The sequence below is a fragment of the Legionella lytica genome (assembly GCF_023921225.1).
GTDB classification, from domain to species: domain Bacteria; phylum Pseudomonadota; class Gammaproteobacteria; order Legionellales; family Legionellaceae; genus Legionella; species Legionella lytica.
In genome coordinates this window covers 1,951,830-1,975,963 of record NZ_CP071527.1, presented here as the reverse complement: position 1 = coordinate 1,975,963, position 24,134 = coordinate 1,951,830, and the positions used below count along the sequence as shown (strand labels likewise).

Here is a 24,134-nt window from a genome sequence, read left to right as displayed (position 1 = left end):
AAATCACTCTAATTCTCAAAAATTGCTATTTTATTTATAAAATCCCTTGTGTTATAAGGCTCTTAGGGTATTTATTCTGTTTCTAGTATGGGGTTATTTATCCACAAAAACTGTGGATAACTCTGTGCATAGGGTGTAAAAGTTCTTGTATTATCAGTTAAACTGATGCCTGGTTTAGAACTTACCAGTGTGTTTTGGGATGGGATTTTCAATGACATCAACTTGGAAAATATAGCTTTGGGAATTGGAGCTCTGTTTTCTTGAATTCTTGCGGACTAATTGCGCGGGCTGTTGGCATGGATGAGCCCGCGGTCAAGCCGCGGGAGGAACTTTCGCTTAGTAGCTAGGCATTAGTTGTTTTATTGATTTTTATGGCCTCATTAACATCGAGTTTTCTTCATCATCATCTTCTTGCTCTAACACTGCATTTTGCTCTTGAGCTAGTTCAGAATTTTGCTCCTGCACTGGCTCAAGGTGTTGCTCCTGCACTGGCTCAATGTGTTGCTCCTGCACTGGTTCAATGTGTTGCTCCTGCACTGGTTCAATGTGTTGCTCCTGCACTGGTTCAATGTGTTGCTCCTGCACTGGTTCAATGTGTTGCTCCTGCACTAGTTCAATGTGTTGCTCCTGCACTAGTTCAATGTGTTGCTCCTGCACTAGTTCAATGTGTTGCTCCTGCACTAGTTCAGCGGGTTGCTGCTTCACTTGCTTTACGTCCTGCTGAATAAAGAATCGATTTTGATAATGATTGGGAATGCTTTCCAAAACTAGGGCATTATATTTTTTTATTAATAGTTTCTTAGCGACCTCTTCCGTTGCTGAATTTTGTATGGGTAATGTATTTTCTGATGAGAGATGGCGCCATAGGCTGTAAAAGCTATTGGCGATGTTTGGATCTGCACAGAAAAAAATATTTAGACTACGAAGTAGAGCTGCATTCAATGTGATATTCGTTTCTTTATTTTCTTGAGGACACTCTAATAACAGTCCAATGACTTGTGTATTGAGTTCAATTTCTTTGCTTGATTGCTCTTCTTTATAAAAGCGAGTAATGATGTTTAAAACGAGCTTATTGATACCTGGCATTTCTTTTTGTAGTGTTTTAAGCGCTTCACGGTTATTAATCAGTAACCGTACTAACTGTATTGGTTCTGGTTTCATTACTCGCGTTACTTTAGGAGTGAAATGATGGAATAAACAGAGATCCATGAGCCGTTCTACATCTGCACTTATTGATGTTTGGAGAATATAGGACAGCAGCTTTTTATGAGTGTACTCGCTATCGGGTTGTATGCTTGAAAAATAATGCAGAATTGTCGATTCAAGCCATTGCTGATTTTTAGGCGACTGTTTTTGTTTGGGATTTAACGAGTCGAAGAGTCCAATGATGGAGCTTTTCTGAATATAGAGTGGGTTTGCAAGCATAATCGCAATTTGTTTTTCAGCCCATACCTCTTCAATACGGGATATTAGGTTAGCGCCTGGAAATAGTGTCTCGATTTCAAGCTGGGCTTGTTCTTTTTGTTTAAGAACCTCATTAAAATTATCAAAAGCGCCTTCTTCTTCCCAGTTAGGTATACTGGATGGTAATCTTCTAATCGTATCGATTGCTTTTTGGGCTATGTTGTAAATTTTTTGGTTACGGCTTAATAAGCTCTCAATCTCTACCAAGTTTTTATTACTAATAGGATTTCCTTTAAGATACAATGAACTTATTGTGCTATTATGTCCGAGCATCTGTATTATGTATGAGGCGCCGAGGTCGTTAATTTCATTATTACTTAGATCAAGAAAAATAAGAGAGGTATTTACTTCTAATGCTTCAAACAATGCTTGAGCACCAGGATCACCTATCGCAGTGTTTTTAAGATGGAGCGATCTTAATTGCGAATTAACTTCTAATCCTCTGGCAATCGCTTGGGCTCCTCTACTACCAATAGCATTGTTGTTAAGTGTAAGGTTTATTAATACGTCATTTTTTTCTATTAATTCACCTATATAGTCTGCTCCCAGTTCGGTAATTTGATTTTTATCCAAGTTTAGCGAGGATAATTTTTTATGAGCTTCTATGGCCTTGGTTAAATATCCAAGATTTAGATCGCCAATATAATGATCATATAGGTCAATGCCAATCAATGTAGTATTGTTAATTAAAGCAGCAGCTAAACTTTGAATTCTGTCATCAGTTATGAGCCAGCTTGGTTCAAGATTTTTAAAATTGGGGTCATTATTAGCTATTTTTTGCAAGTCACTTGAAAAATCAGTCATGTTTCTTCCATTTAAAAGTTATATGTAGTCGCTCAGAGGGCATAAAAATATATAATGAGTTCCTTCTCTATGTTGGGAACGATGTTCCCTAGAAAGAATTCAAAAAAAGCTTATATTCTGTTTCATAGCCAATACAATTTGGCAAATTCGCTACCGAATTAATGTGATAGGTAAGCGTTGTTTCTAACTGGGCTGTTTGTGGTGGGCTATGATGAACATGGCAATAGTTAACCCCGAAGTTTTTTGCTCCATGCCCATCGCTAATAATAGAGTCACCAACCATTAGAATGGAGTTTTTGTGATAGCTGTGAATGGGTTGATTATGAGTATTAGACAGTTTCTGTAAGGCGATATTAAAAATTTCCTTATTGGGCTTGGCAAAGCCAACGTCATCAGAAATCACAAAACAATCAAACCAATTTTCAAGGGCAAATTTTTCTTTTTTCCTCAATTGAGATGCAGAGAATCCATTGGTAATAATGCCTAAAATATGACCTTTTTGATGCAAGAATTCAATGGTTTTTCTAACATCAGGAATCCACTCAATGTGCTCAATCAGATAATGTTCATACGCCTCAGCGACTTCATTAGAGTGGCTTGCGCATTCTATGGCTTCGTTTAATTGCTTAAAACGTAAAAATCGCACATCACTGGGCATGAGTCCATTTTCCTGGGCACCAACGCGTGCCCAAAGTTCATTATTCACTTTTTTAAAGCGCTGTTCGAAGAGTGGGTAGGGGGTTGTTGGATAAAACTGCTCATGAATTTTACGTACACCGATTTGTTCTGCAGCTGAAAAATCAATTAAGGTATCATCTAAATCAAACAAAATAATTTGATACAACGTCTTACTCCTCGTATGGACCTTTTATTAGGGAGCTCCTACAGGCATTAGGTTGGACCCCCATGACCCAACAACAATGCATCGAGCCACATTTGAACTCAATTTTGGGCCATGGGCCCAACCTACACGTCATTGCAAAGTTTGTAGTGGACTGTTTTTTAGAACCACAAATGCAAATACCAATCTAAAAGCTCTTGTCCCCAAAATAATACGGCTAATCCTGAAATGCATAAAAAAGGGCCAAAGGCGATTGTAGTATCTCTTGATTTATCGTTCAAGTATAAATATAAGAGCCCAATTATTGTACCCGTAATTGACGAAAAGAGGAGAATTAGTGGCAATAATTTCCAGCCAAACCAGGCACCAAAAGCGGCAAACAATTTAAAATCGCCATTTCCCATCCCAATTTTACCTGTAGCGAAATAAAATAGTTTTATAACAAGCCATAAAGCAAGGTAGGCACCCGCTGCACTAAGCACAGCGTCAGGGAGTGAGGTAAATAAGTTTTGCGTATTCGCAATTAAGCCTAACCACAATAAGCTTAGCGTTAAACTATCGGGCAGTAGTTGATGATCTAAGTCAATAAAAAATAAGCAAATTAAAATCCATATAGCACTCAGTGCAAAAGCTAATTGCCAGGTAAAGCCAAAATGCCAACAGGCATAGAGTGACAACAGCATCGTGCCCAATTCAATTAATGGGTAGCGAGGTGAAATAGAGGTTTTACAGTAATAACAACGACCCCGCAGTATTAAAAAACTTAATATGGGAATATTTTGCCAGGCGTTAACCATGGTGTTACATGAGGGACAAAATGAGCGAGGAAAAAACAAATTCAGCGTCACTTTCTCGTCATTTTTATTGTTCATTAATTCATTGCATTCACGCTGCCATTCATTTTTGAGCATAATCGGTAAACGGTAAATGACTACATTAAGTAAACTTCCTATTGCAAGCGAAAGTAAGGCTATAGCTAGGTAAAGGAACCAGGAATGGTGTGTGATGAGTTCATGCATCATTGTGTTTTTCCTTTTAAATTACCGCGCCCAATTTAAACAAAGGCATATACATTGCCACAATCAGCCCACCCACGAGAATCCCAATGATGGACATGATAATCGGTTCTAATAAACGACTCAGTGCGTCCACTGAATTATCTACATCTTCTTCATAAAAGTCTGCAATTTTACTTAACATTTTTTCTAAGGCACCTGACTCTTCACCAATAGCGATCATTTGCATGACCATATTGGGAAATAGGTGGGTATTTTCCATAGCCTTATTCATGGATATTCCTGTAAAAACCTCATTTTTTATATATTCTATTGCGTTAGCATACATTATATTGCCTGTGGCACCAGCCGCCGATTTGAGGCCATCTACTAAAGGCAAACCAGCTGCAAAAGTAATAGATAATGTTCGTGAAAAGCGTGCAATAACGGTTTTTTCAATAATTGGACCAATAACCGGTATTTTTAATAGCAGTTTATCAACAGTTATTGCGAAGGCCGTAGAATGCTTTTGTGCATAAATAAATGCATAAATGCTCAAGGCCAAAGACGAAAAAATACAATACCAACAGGATTGAATATATTGAGATATTTTAACTACGGCCAAAGTTAGGGTGGGTAAATCGGCTCCAAATGATTGAAATAAGGTTTCAAATTGTGGAACAACAAACATAAGTAAGCCCACTGTCACTATAACTGCCACGCTTACAATGGCGATGGGATAGCTTACCGCTTTTTTTATTTTCTTTTTTATGGATTCAATTTTCTCTTTATAACAGGCAATTTTATTGAGCATAATATCTAGCGTACCTGATTGTTCGCCTGCTTTAACTAAATTACAGAATAGGCTATTAAAATACTGTGAATGTTTCATTAATGTTTCAGACAGTGTTAAACCTGCCCCAATATCATGTTTGATCTCATTAATTAATTCCTGAAGATGGGGATTTATTTGTCCTTTCGCAACAATATCAAGCGCGTGCATTAACGGTATTCCTGATTCAACCATGGTGGCAAGTTGACGGCTAAATAGCGCAATGTCTGCTGAACTTGGCTTTTTATTTAATTGATTAAAGATTATTAGATTCCGCTTTTGAGCTACTTTACTAATAGTAATGCCTTGCTTGCGTAGGTCTATTTTCGCGAGCGTCAAATTACGTGCTCGAATGGCTCCTGAGATTTTTTGTCCTAATACATTTTTACCCGTATAACGAAATGTTAATAGGGAGTTGGTATTTTTTTTAACCTGAAACATAATTTATTCAACGGTTACCCGATTGACCTCCTCTAGGGTAGTTATTCCTTGCTGTACTTTTTCAATGCCAGATTGATAAATGCTAGTCAGGCCTTCATTTTGGGCTGCTTTTAAAATTTCTAATGAATTAGCACCCGCCATAATGAGTTCGGTTAGAGTATTTGTCATAGGTAATACTTCAAATAATCCTATCCGGCCTCGATATCCGTCAGTGCATTGAGAGCAGCCTACGGATTGATAAATTTGGTCTGTTTCATTAAGACCCAAAGTTAGTAAATTGGATTTGTGAAGATCGGTTCGTGGAGTTTTACATTGCTCGCAAAGTTTTCGTGCTAAACGTTGCGCAATAATAAGGGTTATTGAACTCACGATATTAAAGCTGGGAATACCTATGTTCATTAAGCGTGTTAGGGATTCTACTGCACTATTTGTATGCAATGTTGATAAGACGAGATGCCCTGTTTGTGCTGCCTTAACTGCAATTTCAGCGGTTTCTAAATCACGAATTTCACCAACCATAATAATATCAGGGTCTTGTCGTAAAAAAGAGCGTAAAACCTTGGAGAAGTTGAGGCCTACTTTAGGGTTGATATTTACTTGGTTAATGCCGGTGATTTTAATTTCAACGGGATCTTCAGCGGTAGAGATATTAACTTTTGGTGTGTTAAGCAGATTTAAGGCTGCATACAGGCTTACGGTTTTTCCACTACCTGTGGGGCCAGTAACCAGGATCATTCCTTGAGGACGTTTTATTGACTGCATAAAATATTCGTGTTGTTTGGGATTAAATCCTAAGGCTTCAATGTGTAATTTAGCTGTATCGAGATCCAATATTCTTATAACCACTTTTTCCCCGTTTGCGGTGGGGCAGGTGCTTACACGAAAATCAATGGGGTGCTTATTAGGTTGATTTATCTTAAAACTACCATCTTGAGGGAGACGACGTTCTGAAATGTCTAATTTCGCCATGACTTTAATCCGCGCTGTAATTCGGGCAGACAGATTGACTGGTGGATTTGCTACCTCATGTAAAAGGCCATCATGTCGGTAGCGAATGCGATATTCTTTTTCAAAGGGCTCAAAATGGATGTCGGAAGCCCCTTGTTGAATTGCTTTAAATAAAATTTGATTAACAAATTTTACAATAGGGGCATCATCATCGTTATCTATTGGATTAATTGTAAATTCATATTGTTCTTCATGATGCATTGCTGTATCGAATGTAGATAATTCTTGATGATGCCTCATGTTTAATAAATGGGCGAACACGGCAGTCAATTTATTCGCTTCTACTGCGATCGCATGGGTATTCAAACCGGTATGGAATTGAATTTCTTTTAAGGCATTATGATTACCGGGATCTTCGGCAGCCAGATATAAATGGGTTCCACGGCAAAATAGGGGCACCATGGAATGGCGAAGCATCAGTTTTTCATCTACTAATGATAAGGGCAGGGTACTGAGCTCAATACTATCTAGATCCAGTATTGGAACACCAAAACTTTGAGCTGATGTATGGGCAATTATTGTGGCAGATAAGATATTATTTTTGATAAGATATTGAGTGAGTGAAATTTTTTCTTTAGTGGCTTGCTCAGAATGGATTGCGGTTTCTGCTTTACCTAAAAGCGGTTCTAAGGCAAATTGTTGACCAGTAATATTAAATTCCATTAATTTATTCCTAACCATTTTTCTATATAAAAAAGGAAAATGGATTGTTTGCGGGTGAAACTCGTTGTATTGTAGTTTAATTCAGGATTAACCTTTTTAAAAGGCATTACTTTGTTGATTAAACAGCAAAAAAAATACTACCGAGCATTGAATAAATGGTTTCAATCACCTCTTGGTCTTTTTGCTGCGCATGAGTTTTCTCTTAATTTGGATGCACTTGGTTTACCTGTTTATGGCGATACTCTAATTCAGTTAGGAAATTGTGGTGAGAATCTTTGGTTAAAAAAACTGGATTTTGAACACAAATGGATTGTTTCACCCTTTGCCTTATCCCATCAAGTTCATATTGAAAGTGAATTAAATCATTTACCATTAAATGCGAACAGTATTGATTGTATTGTTGCTCCATTAAGTTTAGAACCGTTTAATATGAGCTCCAGTTTAATCGATGAGATTGATCGGGTGTTAAAACCTATGGGGTATGTTATTTTGCTGTGCATTAACCCTTGGAGCTTGTGGGGGGGGGCCATAAAGTGCGGGTTATTAAATTGTTATAACGACCATAATATAAAAATGCGCACTCCCTTTAATTTAAATCGGATGTTCATTCAAAGAGGCTACAGGCAGGCTTCATTAAATAATTTTTGCTATCTCCCGCCGGTAAATAGTGCCACATTGATTAAAAAATTAACTTTTTTAGATGAAATTGGTAAGATGCTTTGGCCTTACCCCTCTGGTTTTTATTGCTATATTGCGCAAAAGTATCAAGTAATACAACCTTCCTTAACGTTGATGTCTATATCTCAGCCAATTAATGATTACCAATCACCGCTACAACCGGCTACTTTGACCTCGACAAAGTGAAAACGAGCAGATAGATAGATTATCTATACCCAAAACATTCGTATTTTTGTATAATTTGCCCAGCGTTCAGAACAGGCTCATTTTATGACGAAGAAAACTTTATTCAGAATTACTTTTGCTAACCAAGAAGCAATTTATGAAATATATGCGCGATCTATTAAGGAGAGTGACTTATTTGGCTTTCTTGAAGTGGAGGAGCTGGTATTTGGCGAACAGACTACATTAGTTGTCGACCCTTCTGAAGAGCGCTTAAAGTTGGAATTTAGTGGTGTAAAACGTACGTTTATCCCTATGCCATCAGTTTATCGCATTGATGAAGTAGAGAAGCAAGGAATAGCTAAAGTTAAGGATAACCCTGCCTATGGTAGTACTGTCAGTCCATTTCCTGGGAAAGGAAAAATCAAGGAGTAGGAATGAAACAACTCCTAATATATAACCCTATCTTTACCGAGAGACACATAAATGACTATTCCTAGTAAAATTAAAGAAGTATATGAAAAATCTACTTGCTTGTTTACAACTAATGAAGTTGAAGCTGCTTTAGATCGAATGGCGATTAACATCCATAAGGAATTGCAGGATGAAAACCCTGTATTGTTATGTGTTATGGTTGGCGGACTGGTTCTTTTAGGCAACTTGCTTCCTCGTTTGGATTTTCCTTTAGAAGTAGATTATGTTCATGCAACTCGTTACCGTGGTGCGACCGTTGGTGGCGATATCCATTGGAAAGTAAAACCATCTGTTAATTTGGCTGGAAGAACTGTTTTAGTGGTTGATGACATTCTTGATGGGGGGATTACTCTTGCTGCCATTATTGATGAAATTCATCAATTAGGTGCAAAGAAAGTATACAGTGCTGTATTGGTTGATAAATACCGCAAGCGTGTTGAAAATGGTTTGCAAGCTGCTGATTTTGTTGGGTTGCAAATAGAAGATCATTTCATTTTTGGTTATGGAATGGATTACAATGAGTATTTACGTAATGCGCCAGGTATTTTCGTTGTTCATCCGGATCATGAATAAGCTTGCTTATTAAGCTAAGACGAATTCGCTATGCTCATCACTCCCCGGATTTCGCTGCGCTGCATCTAGTCTACATTTAAAATTGCCTAGATGCTCGTTCGGAATACATTAAAAGTAGCCTGGAGCCCATGTGCGAGGCGAATTCCTTAAGTAAATTCCATTAGACCTACAGGTCTGTCGCCGAATTCCCGCGGTTTGACCGCGGGAGCCGCGGTGTTTTTATAAAACATTACTACCATTCAATATATCATCGAATAAGCCTGTCGGATCTTGCTCTGGTGGGCTAGGTTCTTCTCTAGGGCTTACTTTTTTGCTTCGAGGAGGCGTCTCATCTGCAAAAAAGTCCCACATAATTCGTTGTGGGTCGATAATAAGACGAGGTTTTGGAGAAGGTAATGTAACGTTAGCCTTCTCTAACTCCTTTTTTGCCATGTTTCTCACATCTTCAGTAGACGCTTTTTCATATATATGAGACAAGCAATCTAACATTAGTTTTTGGCGTTTGGGTTCTACTTTTATCCAGCTACTAAATTTCTCAGTGAGATTTGCGGCTAAGCTTGGGTTAAATTGCTCCAATTTTAAAATAGTTGAGGCAACTAATTCATAGCCTACACCGGAGGCGTCATGGAAACCATATGGGTTTTTGATAAATACGCCTAATAATGCATTTACTTTATTAGGGTTGGTCATGTCAAAGGCTTCATGCTTTAAAAGATCTGCTACTCGACTTATAACTGTTGTTGAATGGGCCGCTGCTTGTAAATTAAACCAGTAGTTAATGGCATCAATATCATGCTTCCAATAAGTATAGAATTGTTCTAATAACTCATTCACTTGGCTGTAATTGATGTTAACTAACAAGCTTAATGCCGAAACGGTTTCGGTCATATTCTTACCTAAAGCTTCATTAAACTGAGCAATTAAGGCGTATTGCGAGGCTTCTGGATCAGCTGCCAGTAAATAAGAATAGCACACCGATTTAAGGCGACGATTACCTGCTGCATTAATATCAAAAAGGGCGTGGGAATCTGTTTTAGCTGGTGCCTGGAGTTCGTCAATTGTTACTTGTAAATCAGCCTTTAAGGACATACCCAGTTCTTTTTGGATCAATCGACGTGCTTCGGCAATTTTTTCAAAATCAGCATTGGGTAAACTGGCAATTAATGCTTCTTCTGAAGGTAGTGCCAACAATTCGGCTAAAACCCAAGTTTTTTGTTGGTTGTTAAGCAATAAATTCATGTAGGCGACAATAAAGTCGGAGCTAAATTCAAGTTCCTTACCAGCACAATAATCCTGAACCATGTGGGTAATAAGCATTTTGGCTGCTTTGCACTTATTATAAATATCTCCATCATACTGCATTAACAACAGTAATTGCTCGTTACTGTATTCATATTGCAAGTGTATTGGCGCTGAAAATCCACGCAGTAATGACGGTGTTGGGAGCTCATGGATATTGGTATATTCAAATTCCATTTCGGGTTTATCCAGCATAAGAACATCTTCTTGAGAAATTGGGGTTCCGTCTTTGCTGAATAACATGAGATTCACTGGAATTGGGCGATCTTTGCCATCGTGAGTGACACATTTTATTTTATAAGTTTTTGTTTCTGAATTGTATTCATCCGTTACCGTAACCTTAGGGGTTCCGGTGGCCGAGAACCAGTTTAAAAAGGGCCGCAATTCAACATTAGATTGACTACTCAAGGAGTCAATAATGTCTTCTAGGGTAATGGCTTTACCAGTGTTCTTTTTCAAAAAGACAGACAAGCATTTATTGAATGTTTTTTCACCCATGGCATTCATGATCATACGGAAAATTTCCGCCCCTTTTTCGTAGGCTGCGGTAGTGTATAAACTGCGTACTGCAGTGTATGACTCTGGTCTTGGGGCGCGTTCGTCCAGACTTCTTCCATCAAACATTCGGTCTAAATCTACCCCTAAACAATGCTCTAAGAATAAAGACGCTCTTAGTGTGGTTAATCCTTCTTTATAGGACAGATTAAACCAGTCGCGAATGGTCACTAAATTACCGCTCCAGGTATGAAAGTATTCATGTGCTACCACGTCAAGAACACGGATAAAATCGGTATCTGTTCTACTTGCTTGAGTAGCTAATAGATTTGCAGTGTTAAATAAAATTAAGCCTGTTGGTTCAGATGCCCCAGAGGCATACTTATTAACCCCGGCAATTTTAACTAGCTCAGGGAGGTACTCTAAATTAAAACGATCTTCGTCATATTTCATGGCACCTTTTAGTATGTCTTTAGCGAAATCGCATTTTTCAATATCGCTTTTGGGAAGGTAAAATTCGATCGGTACTTCTCGACCTTGTTTTGTTTTATACGTGGCGGCAGAACACGTTAAATCACCAGCCACCATGGCAAAAAGATAACTGGGCTTGGCAATTGGGTCATTCCATGTGACTGAATGGACTCCATTATCATAGCTGCGTTTTCTTGTAAGAACCCCATTCGAGAGCAGGGTTGGGTATTGATTTTCATTTGCAATGATGGTGGTAACGTAATCTGCTAAATTATCGGGTCTGTCGATACAGGGGAATACACGTCGTAAACCTTCGGTTTCTGCTTTCACTAAGACAGTGCCTTCTGTTTTATATAAACCAAACAAGTCGGTGTTTTGACCTAACTCAGAAATGGCTTCAAGATAAAAAAGGCCTTTGGGAGGCACGTTTTTAATAGTTAATATATTGTCTTTTAGCTCATATTCATCAGGATGCAGAGGTTTCCCTCCTAAGGAAAGGCTTATTAATTTTATATTTTCACAGTTTAGATGTAGATCAGTGGCCTCGGATGAGGAGTTTGGATTTCGTCCAACCACAAGCAGTGCTTTTGTTTGTATAGGCTCTTTGGTTAGATCGAAGGTAAGAGAAATACTGGGGGTAATAAAATCCAAAACCTTATAGTCACTCTGCTTGGGCATAACAACTCCTGTTTAGTTACATTTAATCCCGATGACACAATATAAGATCAATCTATTTATTGCAACTCTTTCAACTGGTTTTAAAGCTAGGAATAGGCTGGATTTATTTGGGATAATTACAATGACAGATAGTGTTATTTCTAACAGTCTTTCCACGACCGTCATTGTGAACACAGTGAAGCAATCCATGGTTTTGTGCCACGCACTCCTGGATTGCTTCGTCACTACGTTTCTCGCAATGATGGTATCTATTTTGAGTACAATTCTTTAACTTAAATCCCGTGGTCGTCATTCGAATGAAGAGGGGGAGCTGTGCCTTACACGCGAAGCATAGTTGATAAATTCTGATGGTCTATACTTGATTTAATGGGTTTGATGTCTCTGTGTAATGGAGTGATTAACATGGCTATGGCAAAAAAATCATTAAGCAGTGACCAATTAGAGCAACAAAGGGTTAATGCTTTGAATGCTTTGCAAATCATGGATACTCATAGTGAAGAGGGCTATGACCGCTTAGTGCGCTTAGCTGTTGATTTATTAAAAGCTCCCATTTGTTATATTGCTTTTTTAGATGAAAAAAGGCTGTGGTTTAAATCATTGCATGGTTTAAAAGAGAAAGAGACTCCACGAGAAATTGCTTTTTGTAATGAGACAATAAAAAAAAATGAACCCTTAATTATTCAAGATTTGACCCTAGATCAGCGATTTGTAAACAATCCTTTTGTACGAAACTCACCTTTTATTCGATTTTATGCCGGTGTGCCTCTTACTTCTCCTGATGGTTATAATGTAGGAACTTTTTGCCTGGCAGATACCATTCCCAAAGAGCTTAGGCCGGAGCAACTTGAGTTGTTGATAACCCTGGCTAATATTGCTAAAGATGAGCTTTCTTTACGTTATTCAAATCATGTATTGTGTAAAATTAGAAAACAATTAGAGATACGTAATGACTTGATTCGTAAAACCTTCAGCTTTTATATGTCTGATGATGTGGTAAACACCATTTTAGCGTCCCCAACACAGCATAAATTGGGGGGCAATGAAACTAAAATTACCATCCTATTTAGTGACTTAAGAAATTTTACCTCTTTATCAGAAAAAGTTCCTGCTAAGCAGCTCGTTGCGCTTTTGAATGCATATTTTACTCGAATGGTACGGGTAATTGAGAGGCATAAGGGTACTGTAGATGCCTTTATTGGTGATGCGATTATGGTCCTTTTTGGGGCGCCATACACGACAGAAAACGACTCTTTACGTGCCGTAGATTGTGCATTGGATATGCAAAAAGAGCTTAAAAAATTTAATCGGGAAAATGAGCAAAAAAATCTACCTCAATTAGATATGGGTATTGGCATTAATACAGGAAATGCCATAGTAGGTAACATTGGTTCTAAAAAACGCATGCAATACAGTGCCATAGGCTCTTCAGTTAATTTATCTTCTCGCATCCAAGGATTAAGCCTAGGTGGTCAAATCTTAATTTCTGAGGCTACTTATTCTGAGATTGGGCAAAATATTGAAACAAATGGGCATTTGCGCGTTAAAGTCAAAGGAATTCAAGAGCCGATTACGATTTATGATGTGGCTAGGGTGAAGAGAGTAACTCATTAAACGTCATTCTGACTGAATAAAAGTAGGCTGGGCTGTAAAGCCCAGCAAGGATATTTTAATGCTTTTTCGCAAACACTGAACGCAAATGCGCAGTAATAGTTTCGATTGCATTACGGCACGCGGGTGTATCTGCTAAATCGTTGAGCATCAAGAAGTCATGAATCGTACCATGATGACGAATTCCAGTTACAGGAACCCCAGCTGCATTGAGCTTATGCTCATATGCTTCACCTTCATCACGTAAGACATCGCACTCACCATTAATAACCAATGCAGGAGGCAAGTCTTTTAATTGCTCAACCGTTGCTTGCAAGGGCGAAGCAGTTATTTCTTTTCTTCGTGCTTTATCAGGCAAATAATTATCCCAGAACCACTGCATGGCTTTTTTAGTCAGCCATGGTCCTTCAGCGAATTCAGTATAAGAAGCATTTTCAAAATTGGCATCAGTTACAGGATAAATGAGTACTTGATAGTCAATTCTAGGACCACCACGTTGTTTTGCCATCAGGGTCATTGCAATCGCCATGTTTCCACCAACGCTATCACCAGCAACGGTTAACCGTGATGTGTCCAGATTGAGCTCTTTACCATGTTCAGCAACGTATTTCATTGCAGTATAGCCTTGCTCAATTTGTGTAGGATATTGCGCCTCAGGAGCTAAGCTGTATTGCACAAATACAACGGCAGCATGAGCGCCAACAGACAATTCACGTACGAGTCGCCCGTGGGTTTGGTAATCACCAAAAACCCAACCTGCACCATGATAAAACATAATTACGGGCAAAGACTCTTTAGCACCTTTAGGGCGAACAATACGAATGTTGAGATCACCTTTAGCTCCTTGCTTAATTACGTGATCATCAATATCCACTGCAGGTTTATCAGTTGATAATTCCTGTAATTTATCAAATATAGCTCTGCCTTCCTCTACAGGAAGATCATAGAGTGGTTTTCCGCCAGCTTGTTTGATTTTTTCTACAAAAGCCCAGGTTTTGGGTTCGATGCGTTTACTTAAATCCATTTTTCACACCTCGTAGTTGAAGTTAACGGTTAAAAATACAACAAAAAAGCGTCTGAATAAGATCAATTATAGAACATTTTGGGCTTATTGTAGGTTGATTTTTGTTGCCAAGGTACGAACAAGGTAAATGCTTACAGAGTTTATTTAGAATTCCCGCGGCCAAGCCGCGGGTGTTTTAGACGCTATTACGCGAAATGCTTACATAAGACTAGATTAGTGGGGAATATGTTGTCTTAATTTTAATGGTGTTGGGAATTCATCTTGAATCGCTACGGCATAAACGTCGGGCACACCCGTATCATAGTTGCAAACACCAGTATCGATAAGAACGCCTGGGGCAGTCATACTGTTTAAGATATCGTTTGCATTTTCTACTGCTTCTTCTTCAGAATCAGCCTCAACAGGCGCCATTACAAAACCCCAGTTTTCATCGGTGCCAAAATCGCTAATTTGATAAGCAGCATAAACACCATAAACTTGCATTGACATTGAAAAACCTTCGGCTTGAATCGCACTTAGATCAGGACATACTTCTGAACTAGCAAAAGTAGTTCCAGCAAGAATTAAGGCGCTGGTAAAGGCAGCTAATTTTGCTTTAAACATATATATTACTCCTGTATTGTTAAAAAAAATCATTTTCTGGATAAAGCAACATCGTGGTTAGAGTACAGTAATTTACTATCATTTAGTTAGGTGTTAAGCCTTTTTATCGACGTTCTACGGAATTTCCGCGGAATCTAGAGTTATCTCTGATTCCTATATCACGCGGACAAGCAGCGGGATATAGGCAGGGAACACGTTATTCTAAAGTTAACATACTCTGTGTTTAGCCATTAAATTGCTAGTGTTAAATGTACAGTAACTGTATTTATAGTCAACAAACTTTTTTTAATTCAACGATTAATGAATTTCTTCATTGAGCGCATGGGATGTAGCGGTTTGACTGAGTATTTTGTTCGTAAATGCAATTGCAAGTGCGGAAACAATAAGTGTTAAATGAATAACTACTTGCCACATAATGCCATAATTATCTAATTTGCTCGGATCAATAAAGGTACGTAATAAATGAATGGAGGAAATTCCTATTAATGCAAGTGCCAATTTAACTTTCATTCCTCCTGCATCTAAATGTCCTAGCCATTCAGGCTGATCAGGGTGGGAGTCTAGTCGTAAGGGAGAAATGAAGGTTTCATAACCACCTAAGATAACCATAATGAGTAGATTAGCTATCATCACAACGTCAATTAGATCCAATACGCCCAGCATAATAAGGGTATCATCGGCCTTGTTGATGTGAATAATAAGTTCAGCTAGTTCGCATAAAAAACGATAAACATAAGCAGCCAGAATGCAAAGAAGCCCTAAATATAAGGGTAATTGAATCCATCTGCCCATAAATATAAAACGACTCATGATTTTTCTGATGGAATCCATTGCGGTACCTCTATTTTTAATTTAGGCCAGCATCATACTGTGTTTTATTGAGTTTGTTAATGGCTTGGGATGGGTCTATAACCCCATATTAAGCAAAATCCTAATACGGGGAATTGTAGTGTACAAATCTTTAGCGACTTATTTTTGAGATGATAAGGTTATCCTCTGAGCTATAATCCTCAGGAAGAAGCCCTGTTTTATCTCGTACATTGGAGAGAACAGTATTTTCAGATAGCCATCTTTCGGATGTCCCTATATTGTTTTTTGTTGCCAGGTGTAAGAGGGTTAATTCATTTTCCCCAATTCGCTCTTGAGACAAGCTTTCTATATTAAAACCAGGTAGTGCTTTATCGTTCCCCATAAGTACTGCGCGCATAGCAGGGGTTCGGTTGTTTGGATCCAGTCTCTGTTCATCGATACCCGCGTTTAAACACGCTATAATTTGATCTTTTGAACCTACATCTGCAGCGTAATGTAATAAGCTTCCTTTTTCATCGAATAAATTTTTTATTCGTTCATCCTTGAGTAATAAAGTTAAACTCGAAGTTTGTCCTGTATTAATTGCTAAATGGGCTGGCGTAAGCTTCTTTATATCATTTTCTATAAGCAGTCCACTTTTAGTTCCAATCAATTCGCTCAATAGTGTATTAAATCCGTATATTGCCATGTGATGAGCAACGTTTCGACCTTCTGAGTCTTTCATTGCCAGCGCTTCAGGTTTATTTTCTTTTAATAACCGATAAATGCTTGTTCTAGTTTGTATGCTCTTGCTTTTTGAAGTAGGGCGTTCTTCTATGATATTTAAGGTTAAGACCAAATGAATAGGATATTCGCCTCTGATATCAGGGGTGTTTTCTGCACCATGGCGTAATAAAAATTGTACAACAGATAATTTCCCATAGCTTGCGGCTATGTGTAAAGGGGTTCTTTGATTAATTGGATCTACATTGTTGATGTGATGCTCTAAAAAGTCTTTATATCCTTTTAAGGTAGCCCATTGTATGGGAGAAAGGCCGGCAAGATTACTATTTGGAGCATTTATGTCGCTATTATGTTGTGGAAACAAATCTAAGTATTCTTCTGCCAGTTTTATTAATGATTGATATTCATCTGTTGGTGCATATTCTCTAAATTTTCTGAAATCATCTAAAAAATGATCGGCACACCAGTTTTTAATTGCAATAAGCTGAGCTTCATTTTCATAGACTGGGGACAAATTTAATTCTGTAGCTAGCTGAGAATAATTTTGAGGCATCTTTAACTCCGTTACTTGGGCTCTATGTTTTTTTTCTGCATGTCAGGAGGGTTCTCATTAGCATTTGTCGGTACTGAGTCTTGGGGTTGATCTATATTCATTTTGGTTCCTGCTAAAAAGGAATAAGGATTGTCAGCGACCATATTTGCCCGGAACCTCATATTTAGTTCTAGTTGATGGTGTTGTTGCTGAGCAGCCATATTGGCATATGCGTTTGAATGTTCCATCGCATTAGCCATTGCCCTAAGAAAATTATTAATGTCTTCTAGAGGCATATAAGCATAAAATCCGATTCTATTTTCGATTTGTGCTAAATTATCCCGTATTTGAGGTGAGTGTCTATAATTTTCTTTCAGTTTGTGTGTTAAAGCCTCAAATGTTTGCTGTTGTTGATGAATATAAGCTTGCTCCGCTTCATCGATCAATTGGTTAAGATTCGTCATGATTACTTTTAAATGCTCTGGTTTTAAATTAACTCCATTTAGACTTCCTTGAATTTTGTCTAATTCTTGTTGTGCACGCCCATCATTTTTATACTGCTCTCTAGCGTATTGCATGGTGTCAATAATAAGGCCATAAGTTTGCATCGCTTCGTTAATTAAGGCATACCCAAAATTAGTTAATAAGGGATTAAGCGTGAGATTTTGCCAACTAGCCATTTGATTATTTATTTCTATAGCCAGATTTGAATACTGATTTTGCATTTGATTCAGCTTGTTATAGTTTTCCCAATATGTAGTTAAAACTTGAGGATCTTTTTCTAAACTTTGAATTGCATGCATTGCTTGATGAATTAGATTTACATCAAATCGCTCAATAGGATTTTCTCTAATACAGTGTTTAATCAATAATACATATCTAGCCCCTACGGGGGTTTGAAAAATCGGGGCGCTAAAATCGTACGCATCTACATTTGCATGCTGTTCCATAAACGATTGAATTGCATTTACTGTACGTGAAGGAGGAGTAGCAGCCAAAAATTCATAGAGATTTTTTCCAAACATAAATGCTTCAGCATGGGAGATTGAAATAAAGGCATCGAGATCGTCGTTCCAGTTGGATAGCTCTGGAGGGATTAGATAATTAGTCCTAAGCCAGCGATATCCGCTGCGTGATAACATGTTAAGGTTAATTAAAGGACCCTGTGCAGGGCAAATGGATTTAGTATCAGCTATTTTTAAATTGCCATTCACATCCAGCAACCAATTGGAATTTTTCATATCCATATAGAATGTTGCATTTTTATCCATCAGAACTAAAGCACGCGCCATTTGTGAATAGATATTACTTGCTGCAGCGAGCCGCTCAGCATCTGAAAGCCACATATTCGCTTGAGAGCTGATGTCGTTACCAGGGCAAAAATCAGTTATTTGTAAACATCGCTCGTTCAGACCATTACTGTCTTTTGCAACGGTTACGGCTTTACTAAAGTGAACTTGAACAAAATATCCTTGTAAGTCAGGAATATTTTGCAATAATTGAACATGCGTATTCGGATTCCCCATTCGATGTTCTAGTTTTAAAATTTCTTTTTCACCGGTTATCGCGTTAATTACTAATAAATTTTTCGAGTTTGTTCCACCTCGGTACTCTACTTTATAATTGCTTAATATAAATAATAATTGGCTTTCGTCTATGGGTGATAGGGGCTTCATCCATTGTTGCATTAGATTTAAACTAAATTGTGTTTCAAGGTTGTGTAACCCATTAGAAAGAATCGCGGCTTTTTGGTTGTCAAGTCCTGCAATCCAGTCTCTGAAGGATAGTGGAGAGGGTGAAATAAGCCATGCATTGAGTCCTTGCTTAAATTGTGCTGCTTGCTGCTGCGGAGGAGCTGCATGTTGATATGCCCGTGGTAGTGGTGGATTTGTTCCTATGGGGGGGATGGGCGGTTGTTGAGCTTGCTGGCCAATGCCTTGGGCTGCTGGAGTTACTTGATAGTTAAGTACCGCTTCTATGCTTTGTTTTGCATCCTGTATTAAGGTTATTTTATTACAGTGTATTCTCCAAAAACCCTTAGTTTCAAACATGTGTTCGCAGTGAACACCTAGAGTTTTTAATTGCTGAACAAGTACTACTGCCTGTTGGTGACTAGAGCACGATAGTTCATAATAGCTTACCTTCGGGCGTCGACTAAATAGTCTTGGCCCTCGGCCTGATATTAAATAGTTTTGTGGCATTCCTTGATAAATTTTAAGGGCTTTCTCGATGCATTGTTTGGCATCTATTTTAAGGGTTGATTTATCACAATTTATCCTCCAAAAGCCTCTTGCTTCAAAGATACGAGAAGGATTGACCCCTATGGCATTTAACTGCTGTTGAATTGCATCGGCTTCTGTTTTGCTAGAGCACAATACTTGATAATGTTCAACTCCGTGAAGCCCTTTTCTAAGAAAAAACTGCGCCTTAGCTATATAGGGTTCAGTAGGTTGCTCATGTATATCTGGAGGAGGGAGTACTGGTGGAATAGCTATTGGTTTTGGAACGAGATTATACTCTTGTTGAGCGTACCTAACATTTGGGGTTGGGAGGGGAGCACGAGGGGGTAGTTGATATCTATTGTAACCATGTTGGCCGTAGTTTGCATGTAGATTCAGGACCGGAAATGGAGGCAGGTTTTGAGGGGGGAATATTGCTTCATTTCTATTGGGTGGAGGCATCATGAGTGGTAGCTGATGAGCAACATTGGCTGGAGTCAGAGCGTAATCATAGCCTTGCTGGTCGTATCTAATTGGTTGCTGGGGGCGAAGTACAGGGGATGGATAGGGAATGAAAAGAGGTGAGGGGGCTACATTATATTCCTGATTTATTAAATTCTTTTTATGGGGGCCTGTATCAAAAATAGCAAAACGGTAATGTCTTGTTTTAATCTCTGAAAGAGTGAAGAATTCTTGCTTTGTATTGTCCCATGGATTAACTAATACTACTTCATAATCGCCATTGGGCATCGGGCTTATTCGTTCTATTCTTAATGCATGCCGTCCATGAATTTTGCCAAAATCATCTTTATTCGCATAATCCATACTAATGTAAATGGGCTGATTGGGGTTTATCGCTTTTAAGTTAACAATTGCGTTAATATCTCGAGTATCTGTTGTTTCAAGTCCTAAAAGCTTACCGACAAATATAGTAGAGGATTGCTGATGCCGTTCAGGTATGTTATGGGCATAGATGCTGCCGAATTGCTCATCGTTATCCCAAGATCCTATATAATAGTAAGAACTAATCCGCTCTAAAATTTTTACTGCAAGAGCGTTTGATTTTACGCTGCGTGGATCCTTATCTATTGCCTCAAGCTTTTGATTATCGATAAAAATCACATCTTCATCTGTTTGCACATCATAGGAATAGATATATTTTCCCTTCATTTGTTCTAGTTTTAAATTCTGACTTTGATCCGTGCGCTTGATGCGTAAAAATACGCCTTCTGATGTTTGAGTGAATTTTGAACGAATTAAATCTTGGTGTTCTGTCCCCCCATTAAGAATACAATCTAATGAGCATAAAAGATAACAGTCACTTGCTTGCCCTTGTTGAATAAGGATATATTGCCCTTTTTCTGGAAATAATGGTGTCATGGTATCCACTTAACTGGTTTGGTACATATATAAATATAGTATGTGTTTTGATCGCAATGCATTTATCATCGAGCAAAAAGAATGGAAAAAAGGCATTTTTTGTTAATCATGTGGCCAAAAATAATGTAGTATAATTAAAATTAAGGCATAAGTAATGGAATATTTATGGACAGGCAACGTCAATGGGAGTTTTGGATTGATGTACACAAGTAGAAATGTACCCAAGGGATTTTTTCATTATTGAAGCACCTGGTGGGGGTGGATATGGGGAATATAAATAAATTTATAGGTTGGTCTTCTGGCTCAATAATTCATCGAGTCACACTAGAACTTGATGTTGGGCCATGGGCCAACCTACGGGTTTTTAATATTTAGCAGTTGCGTCACTCGCAGGGAACGTTTCTTTTAAAGTCTCATCTAACTCTTTTTCACGTGCTTTTTGTTTGTCTTTTCTCGTGTTCTCAGGTTGATGAGCTTGGTTTCTTTTTCTGTGTGGTTGAGTATTTTTGCTCATAATAATCTCCTTTTTGTTAATTATAGCAAATTGGAGAGCTGTGTTAGTCTCAAGCTGGCAGAAGGTTCTTCATCATCTTGTTCGACGCTTATAAAGCGATAAAGATCATGAGTGACTCCATCTTTATCATGAAGATGAAGCTGTTTTTGGTAGGATTTATTCAGTTGATGGCCAATATAACCTACGGTAACCACTAAGGCTACAGGCCAGCAAATAACAGTAGCGGAAATGATAAATGCGATGCCACCAAAGTTAAATGCTAATGAATTCCATAATTCGGTATGCGCTTCGTCACGTTCTTCGCGCAGTAGGCTTAATAATTGTTGATGATGCTGATTATTAAGGATTTCACCATTAGCTAATTCACGAGTTACTGCAATTTGGGCTTTTTTGTATTTTTTATATTCTCCCGCGGTATTATACAAGGCGTTACCTAGCATGCTAAACAATGCTACTCCCGCTATGGCTAGCGGGCCGGAATACATTAGAGTTGCCGCAAAACTGATAGCTAATATGTGTGCGCCCAAGATATTAATTGCGTAATAAGAGCATTGAGACTCCCATTCATCTTTTAGCAAATCCATTTGTCTTTGAATCACGAGAAGTTCAATAGGTTGAGCCCCTATTTTTTGTTCGGTTAATTCCTGTATCTGTTTTTTGTAATTCGTCGCTTCATAAAGCCATTGAGTCAAGAGCAATAAGGCATCAAAAACTAAAAAGGCGAGAATTGTGGGGGATATTGACGAAGTTGGAACATGGAAAAAATTGGGATATGTAGTTAATAAGCCGACTAGAGACCAAACTAAATCGCTTGCCATGGTAAAGCCACGTTTATCTAGTTCTTGTTTAAACACTTTAGAAACTGATAGTTCTTTTTCAATCGATGCTTGAACTATTTGCTTAATTCCAATAATAAGGTTAATGATAAAGCGAAAAGCAAACAGAACGATGCCCAATGCTGCTAATGCTTCACGAGATTCGTTTAATAGGTTAATACCATCTACAAAACCATATTGATTACCGAGGATCTCATTCATTTCCTGAATTAACTCAAAAAGCGAACTATGTTCCAGATAAACCAAAAGTTGGATGGCTAGGGCGCGGCTGTAACCAAATTTAGAGCGGTTGGTATTTAGCTCACCAACTTTTTGACGTATGGTGGTTAACGTATCCAAACTAGCGTTAGGGGCATCAAAATTATTTTTAATTTGCTCTAGCAAAAAGATAAAAAATGTATTGCTGGTTGATAAGTTTTCGCTAGATAAGGAGTGGCCTTGTGCGTACGAATCAATTTCCTTTTTTTGTTTTTTTAGCTTTTCTATTTCGGCAGGGTGATAATCTATTTCATAGTAGCGAATCATTAAATCACAGACATAGCTGGCATACAGCACCACCTCAACATGCTTTGCCCAATACTCCTTATTTGATCGAAGTATTTGATATAAAGAGGAAAACTCATTTTGTAATTGGCCTAAATCAAAGTCGGCATGAGTAAAAGAAAATTGAGTATCATTACTCAATGTATGATTAAAAAATGCCTGCTTTATATGGCTGATTTGTGATTTTCCCATAAACAAATCTCATTAATATTGAAAATAATCAAATAGTTTTATACTGTACGATGGGTTAAGGACTTATGGCCAGTCGTCATGACTGGTCGATTATAAACCAGATAATGGGAACAGGAAATAGTTAGTTAAATCTTTACACTATTGAATGTTTTATTATAAAAGCAGTTTTCCAGGAGGAGTTTGTATGAATAAGGGGAGAATGGGCATTGCTGCTTTATTTCTTTTAGGAACGATGAGCAGTGTTGCTGCGCCAACAAGTTCTGTAGTGACTTTAAGCGGGGGGGAAATGTGGCTGCGGGGACAAGCACGAAGATTTCGCTTGCAGGCTTGATTCCTTCGGTGACTTATAATGTTATTTGTTACATCGATACCATCTATCCATTTCAGTATGTTTTGCTAGGCAGCTCTTTTAGTGAGACTACAAGCACCGTTACTTCATATAGCTTAAATGGAAACTATGTGATGCAAGATCAGTTAATTACGGGGCATAATATTGCTGTAATTACTGGCTTTTTTACTAATCCAACAACGGGATATCTTGTGTTCACTAATCTGGATCAGAGTAATCCATTTAATGTGAATAATTGTTTTGGCGTACCTGTTCAAGCAGCAGGGCCAGTTTAATATTTTGAGGGATATATCATGAAGAGAAAAGGGATTCTCACCTATACATTATTAGGACTGGTCGCCTCCACAAGCCTTTTTGCTGGAAATGCACCAATTCAGCGGATTGACGTAGTTAATTTGTTAGGAGCGAATGGCTCTGTACCTACCGCAGTAACCATTTCTTTTGAAAATGGGCCAGCAACCCCGTGTTTTACGGCAACGCTTCCTTATCAAGGGAGAATAACGGTATGGGCCGGGGTTGGTATGGCGTGTATTGCTCCTATTACAAGTATTCTTATTAGCCCGGTTATTGGGCCGAGTGGAGCCGTGTATAGCACACTAACTCCTGTGGGGGTTAACACCAATTATTATTTAAATCAGTTAACGGTTAGTGAAAATGCGCCGCCAAAGTATGATCCAACCAATGGTGATTTAGTTATGCCGGGTACAGCTCAAGCGGTTCTTAAGAATTATTGAGTTGGAGCGCCATTCTAAAAATTGAGCGGAGCAATCGATTCAGGCATCAGCATTCCGTCATTGTGAACGAAGTGAAGTAACCTAGAGTTCTGTGCCCCACGCTCCTGGATTGCTTCGTCACTACGTTCCTCGCAATGACGGGATTTTTATTGTGGTACTATCTTTTAATTTAACACCAGCCGTCATTGC

20 protein-coding genes are annotated in these 24,134 nt (G+C 38.3%); 7 read left to right on the top strand and 13 right to left on the bottom strand.

Going from position 1 to position 24,134, the window contains the following annotated elements; genetic code table 11:
* Positions 1-369 precede the first annotated feature (369 nt).
* The 5 genes from J2N86_RS08775 to pilB form a co-directional block, all read right to left on the bottom strand.
* Positions 370-2,268: a hypothetical protein gene (locus tag J2N86_RS08775; protein WP_252579018.1), complete on the bottom strand. Its 1,899-nt coding sequence runs from the start codon at positions 2,266-2,268 to the stop codon at positions 370-372.
* Between the two features lie 88 nt (positions 2,269-2,356).
* The gene (locus J2N86_RS08770) at positions 2,357-3,112 is read right to left on the bottom strand and encodes an HAD family hydrolase (protein WP_252579017.1); all 756 of its coding nucleotides are present in this window, start codon (positions 3,110-3,112) and stop codon (positions 2,357-2,359) included.
* 158 nt (positions 3,113-3,270) lie between these two features.
* A complete protein-coding gene (locus J2N86_RS08765; RefSeq protein ID WP_252579016.1) occupies positions 3,271-4,131 on the bottom strand; it encodes a prepilin peptidase in 861 nt (286 codons plus the stop codon).
* A gap of 13 nt (positions 4,132-4,144) precedes the next feature.
* Entirely contained in the window at positions 4,145-5,377 is a 1,233-nt protein-coding gene (locus J2N86_RS08760) for a type II secretion system F family protein (RefSeq protein WP_252579015.1), read from the bottom strand.
* Between the two features lie 3 nt (positions 5,378-5,380).
* Positions 5,381-7,048 (bottom strand): type IV-A pilus assembly ATPase PilB, encoded by a 1,668-nt coding sequence (gene pilB / locus J2N86_RS08755; RefSeq protein ID WP_252579014.1) that lies wholly within the window; start codon positions 7,046-7,048, stop codon positions 5,381-5,383.
* Between the two features lie 111 nt (positions 7,049-7,159).
* On the opposite strand from pilB, the gene J2N86_RS08750 reads away from it, so the two are divergent.
* The 3 genes from J2N86_RS08750 (at position 7,160) to J2N86_RS08740 (ending at position 8,935) form a co-directional block, all read left to right on the top strand.
* Positions 7,160-7,912 (top strand): methyltransferase domain-containing protein, encoded by a 753-nt coding sequence (locus tag J2N86_RS08750; RefSeq protein WP_252579013.1) that lies wholly within the window; start codon positions 7,160-7,162, stop codon positions 7,910-7,912.
* Between the two features lie 84 nt (positions 7,913-7,996).
* On the top strand, positions 7,997-8,323 hold the full coding sequence (locus J2N86_RS08745) for a DUF1820 family protein (protein ID WP_252579012.1): 327 nt from the start codon (positions 7,997-7,999) through the stop codon (positions 8,321-8,323).
* Positions 8,324-8,374: 51 nt separating this feature from the next.
* Complete coding sequence (locus J2N86_RS08740; RefSeq protein WP_252579011.1) at positions 8,375-8,935, top strand: hypoxanthine-guanine phosphoribosyltransferase; 561 nt, start codon at positions 8,375-8,377, stop codon at positions 8,933-8,935.
* Between the two features lie 219 nt (positions 8,936-9,154).
* On the opposite strand, the gene pepN is transcribed toward J2N86_RS08740, so the two are convergent.
* On the bottom strand, positions 9,155-11,878 hold the full coding sequence (gene pepN, locus J2N86_RS08735; RefSeq protein WP_252579010.1) for an aminopeptidase N: 2,724 nt from the start codon (positions 11,876-11,878) through the stop codon (positions 9,155-9,157).
* Between the two features lie 402 nt (positions 11,879-12,280).
* Between pepN and J2N86_RS08730 the strand changes: the two genes are divergently transcribed.
* Positions 12,281-13,489 (top strand): adenylate/guanylate cyclase domain-containing protein, encoded by a 1,209-nt coding sequence (locus J2N86_RS08730; protein ID WP_252579009.1) that lies wholly within the window; start codon positions 12,281-12,283, stop codon positions 13,487-13,489.
* A 55-nt stretch (positions 13,490-13,544) separates the two neighbouring features.
* On the opposite strand, the gene J2N86_RS08725 is transcribed toward J2N86_RS08730, so the two are convergent.
* The 7 genes from J2N86_RS08725 to J2N86_RS08695 form a co-directional block, all read right to left on the bottom strand.
* Positions 13,545-14,510, bottom strand: coding sequence for an alpha/beta hydrolase (locus J2N86_RS08725; RefSeq protein ID WP_252579008.1), 966 nt, complete (start codon positions 14,508-14,510; stop codon positions 13,545-13,547).
* Between the two features lie 213 nt (positions 14,511-14,723).
* Positions 14,724-15,113 carry a DUF4949 domain-containing protein gene (locus J2N86_RS08720; RefSeq protein WP_252579007.1) on the bottom strand — a complete coding sequence of 130 codons (390 nt, stop codon included), beginning with the start codon at positions 15,111-15,113 and terminating at the stop codon, positions 14,724-14,726.
* Positions 15,114-15,410: 297 nt separating this feature from the next.
* Positions 15,411-15,944: a TIGR00645 family protein gene (locus J2N86_RS08715; RefSeq protein ID WP_252579006.1), complete on the bottom strand. Its 534-nt coding sequence runs from the start codon at positions 15,942-15,944 to the stop codon at positions 15,411-15,413.
* A 130-nt stretch (positions 15,945-16,074) separates the two neighbouring features.
* Positions 16,075-17,199, bottom strand: coding sequence for an ankyrin repeat domain-containing protein (locus J2N86_RS08710; RefSeq protein WP_252579005.1), 1,125 nt, complete (start codon positions 17,197-17,199; stop codon positions 16,075-16,077).
* 11 nt (positions 17,200-17,210) lie between these two features.
* Positions 17,211-20,777, bottom strand: a complete 3,567-nt coding sequence (locus J2N86_RS08705; protein ID WP_252579004.1) for a hypothetical protein — start codon at positions 20,775-20,777, stop codon at positions 17,211-17,213.
* A 364-nt stretch (positions 20,778-21,141) separates the two neighbouring features.
* On the bottom strand, positions 21,142-21,291 hold the full coding sequence (locus J2N86_RS08700; RefSeq protein WP_252579003.1) for a hypothetical protein: 150 nt from the start codon (positions 21,289-21,291) through the stop codon (positions 21,142-21,144).
* A gap of 20 nt (positions 21,292-21,311) precedes the next feature.
* Positions 21,312-22,862, bottom strand: coding sequence for a hypothetical protein (locus tag J2N86_RS08695; protein WP_252579002.1), 1,551 nt, complete (start codon positions 22,860-22,862; stop codon positions 21,312-21,314).
* 184 nt (positions 22,863-23,046) lie between these two features.
* Between J2N86_RS08695 and J2N86_RS08690 the strand changes: the two genes are divergently transcribed.
* Genes J2N86_RS08690 through J2N86_RS08680 form a run of 3 tightly spaced genes read left to right on the top strand, consistent with a single transcriptional unit; the run spans position 23,047 to position 23,945 of the window.
* Entirely contained in the window at positions 23,047-23,193 is a 147-nt protein-coding gene (locus J2N86_RS08690; protein WP_252579001.1) for a hypothetical protein, read from the top strand.
* Positions 23,151-23,486: a hypothetical protein gene (locus tag J2N86_RS08685; RefSeq protein WP_252579000.1), complete on the top strand. Its 336-nt coding sequence runs from the start codon at positions 23,151-23,153 to the stop codon at positions 23,484-23,486. Before J2N86_RS08690 ends, J2N86_RS08685 begins: the two co-directional genes overlap by 43 nt.
* 18 nt (positions 23,487-23,504) lie before the next feature.
* Positions 23,505-23,945 (top strand): hypothetical protein, encoded by a 441-nt coding sequence (locus J2N86_RS08680; RefSeq protein ID WP_252578999.1) that lies wholly within the window; start codon positions 23,505-23,507, stop codon positions 23,943-23,945.
* The last annotated feature ends 189 nt before the right edge of the window (positions 23,946-24,134 follow it).

What these genes read in the sequence shown, in the direction of transcription:
- J2N86_RS08740 (WP_252579011.1), top strand. Translation starts at nt 8,375, where the DNA reads ATGACTATTCCTAGTAAAATTAAAGAAGTATATGAAAAATCTACTTGC.
- J2N86_RS08680 (WP_252578999.1), top strand. Translation starts at nt 23,505, where the DNA reads ATGAAGAGAAAAGGGATTCTCACCTATACATTATTAGGACTGGTCGCC.
- J2N86_RS08775 (WP_252579018.1), bottom strand. Translation starts at nt 2,268, where the DNA reads ATGACTGATTTTTCAAGTGACTTGCAAAAAATAGCTAATAATGACCCC.
- J2N86_RS08690 (WP_252579001.1), top strand. Translation starts at nt 23,047, where the DNA reads ATGAATAAGGGGAGAATGGGCATTGCTGCTTTATTTCTTTTAGGAACG.
- J2N86_RS08765 (WP_252579016.1), bottom strand. Translation starts at nt 4,131, where the DNA reads ATGATGCATGAACTCATCACACACCATTCCTGGTTCCTTTACCTAGCT.
- J2N86_RS08725 (WP_252579008.1), bottom strand. Translation starts at nt 14,510, where the DNA reads ATGGATTTAAGTAAACGCATCGAACCCAAAACCTGGGCTTTTGTAGAA.
- J2N86_RS08695 (WP_252579002.1), bottom strand. Translation starts at nt 22,862, where the DNA reads ATGGGAAAATCACAAATCAGCCATATAAAGCAGGCATTTTTTAATCAT.
- pepN (WP_252579010.1), bottom strand. Translation starts at nt 11,878, where the DNA reads ATGCCCAAGCAGAGTGACTATAAGGTTTTGGATTTTATTACCCCCAGT.
- J2N86_RS08700 (WP_252579003.1), bottom strand. Translation starts at nt 21,291, where the DNA reads ATGAGCAAAAATACTCAACCACACAGAAAAAGAAACCAAGCTCATCAA.
- J2N86_RS08715 (WP_252579006.1), bottom strand. Translation starts at nt 15,944, where the DNA reads ATGGATTCCATCAGAAAAATCATGAGTCGTTTTATATTTATGGGCAGA.
- J2N86_RS08730 (WP_252579009.1), top strand. Translation starts at nt 12,281, where the DNA reads ATGGCTATGGCAAAAAAATCATTAAGCAGTGACCAATTAGAGCAACAA.
- J2N86_RS08710 (WP_252579005.1), bottom strand. Translation starts at nt 17,199, where the DNA reads ATGCCTCAAAATTATTCTCAGCTAGCTACAGAATTAAATTTGTCCCCA.
- J2N86_RS08705 (WP_252579004.1), bottom strand. Translation starts at nt 20,777, where the DNA reads ATGACACCATTATTTCCAGAAAAAGGGCAATATATCCTTATTCAACAA.
- J2N86_RS08745 (WP_252579012.1), top strand. Translation starts at nt 7,997, where the DNA reads ATGACGAAGAAAACTTTATTCAGAATTACTTTTGCTAACCAAGAAGCA.
- pilB (WP_252579014.1), bottom strand. Translation starts at nt 7,048, where the DNA reads ATGGAATTTAATATTACTGGTCAACAATTTGCCTTAGAACCGCTTTTA.
- J2N86_RS08760 (WP_252579015.1), bottom strand. Translation starts at nt 5,377, where the DNA reads ATGTTTCAGGTTAAAAAAAATACCAACTCCCTATTAACATTTCGTTAT.
- J2N86_RS08720 (WP_252579007.1), bottom strand. Translation starts at nt 15,113, where the DNA reads ATGTTTAAAGCAAAATTAGCTGCCTTTACCAGCGCCTTAATTCTTGCT.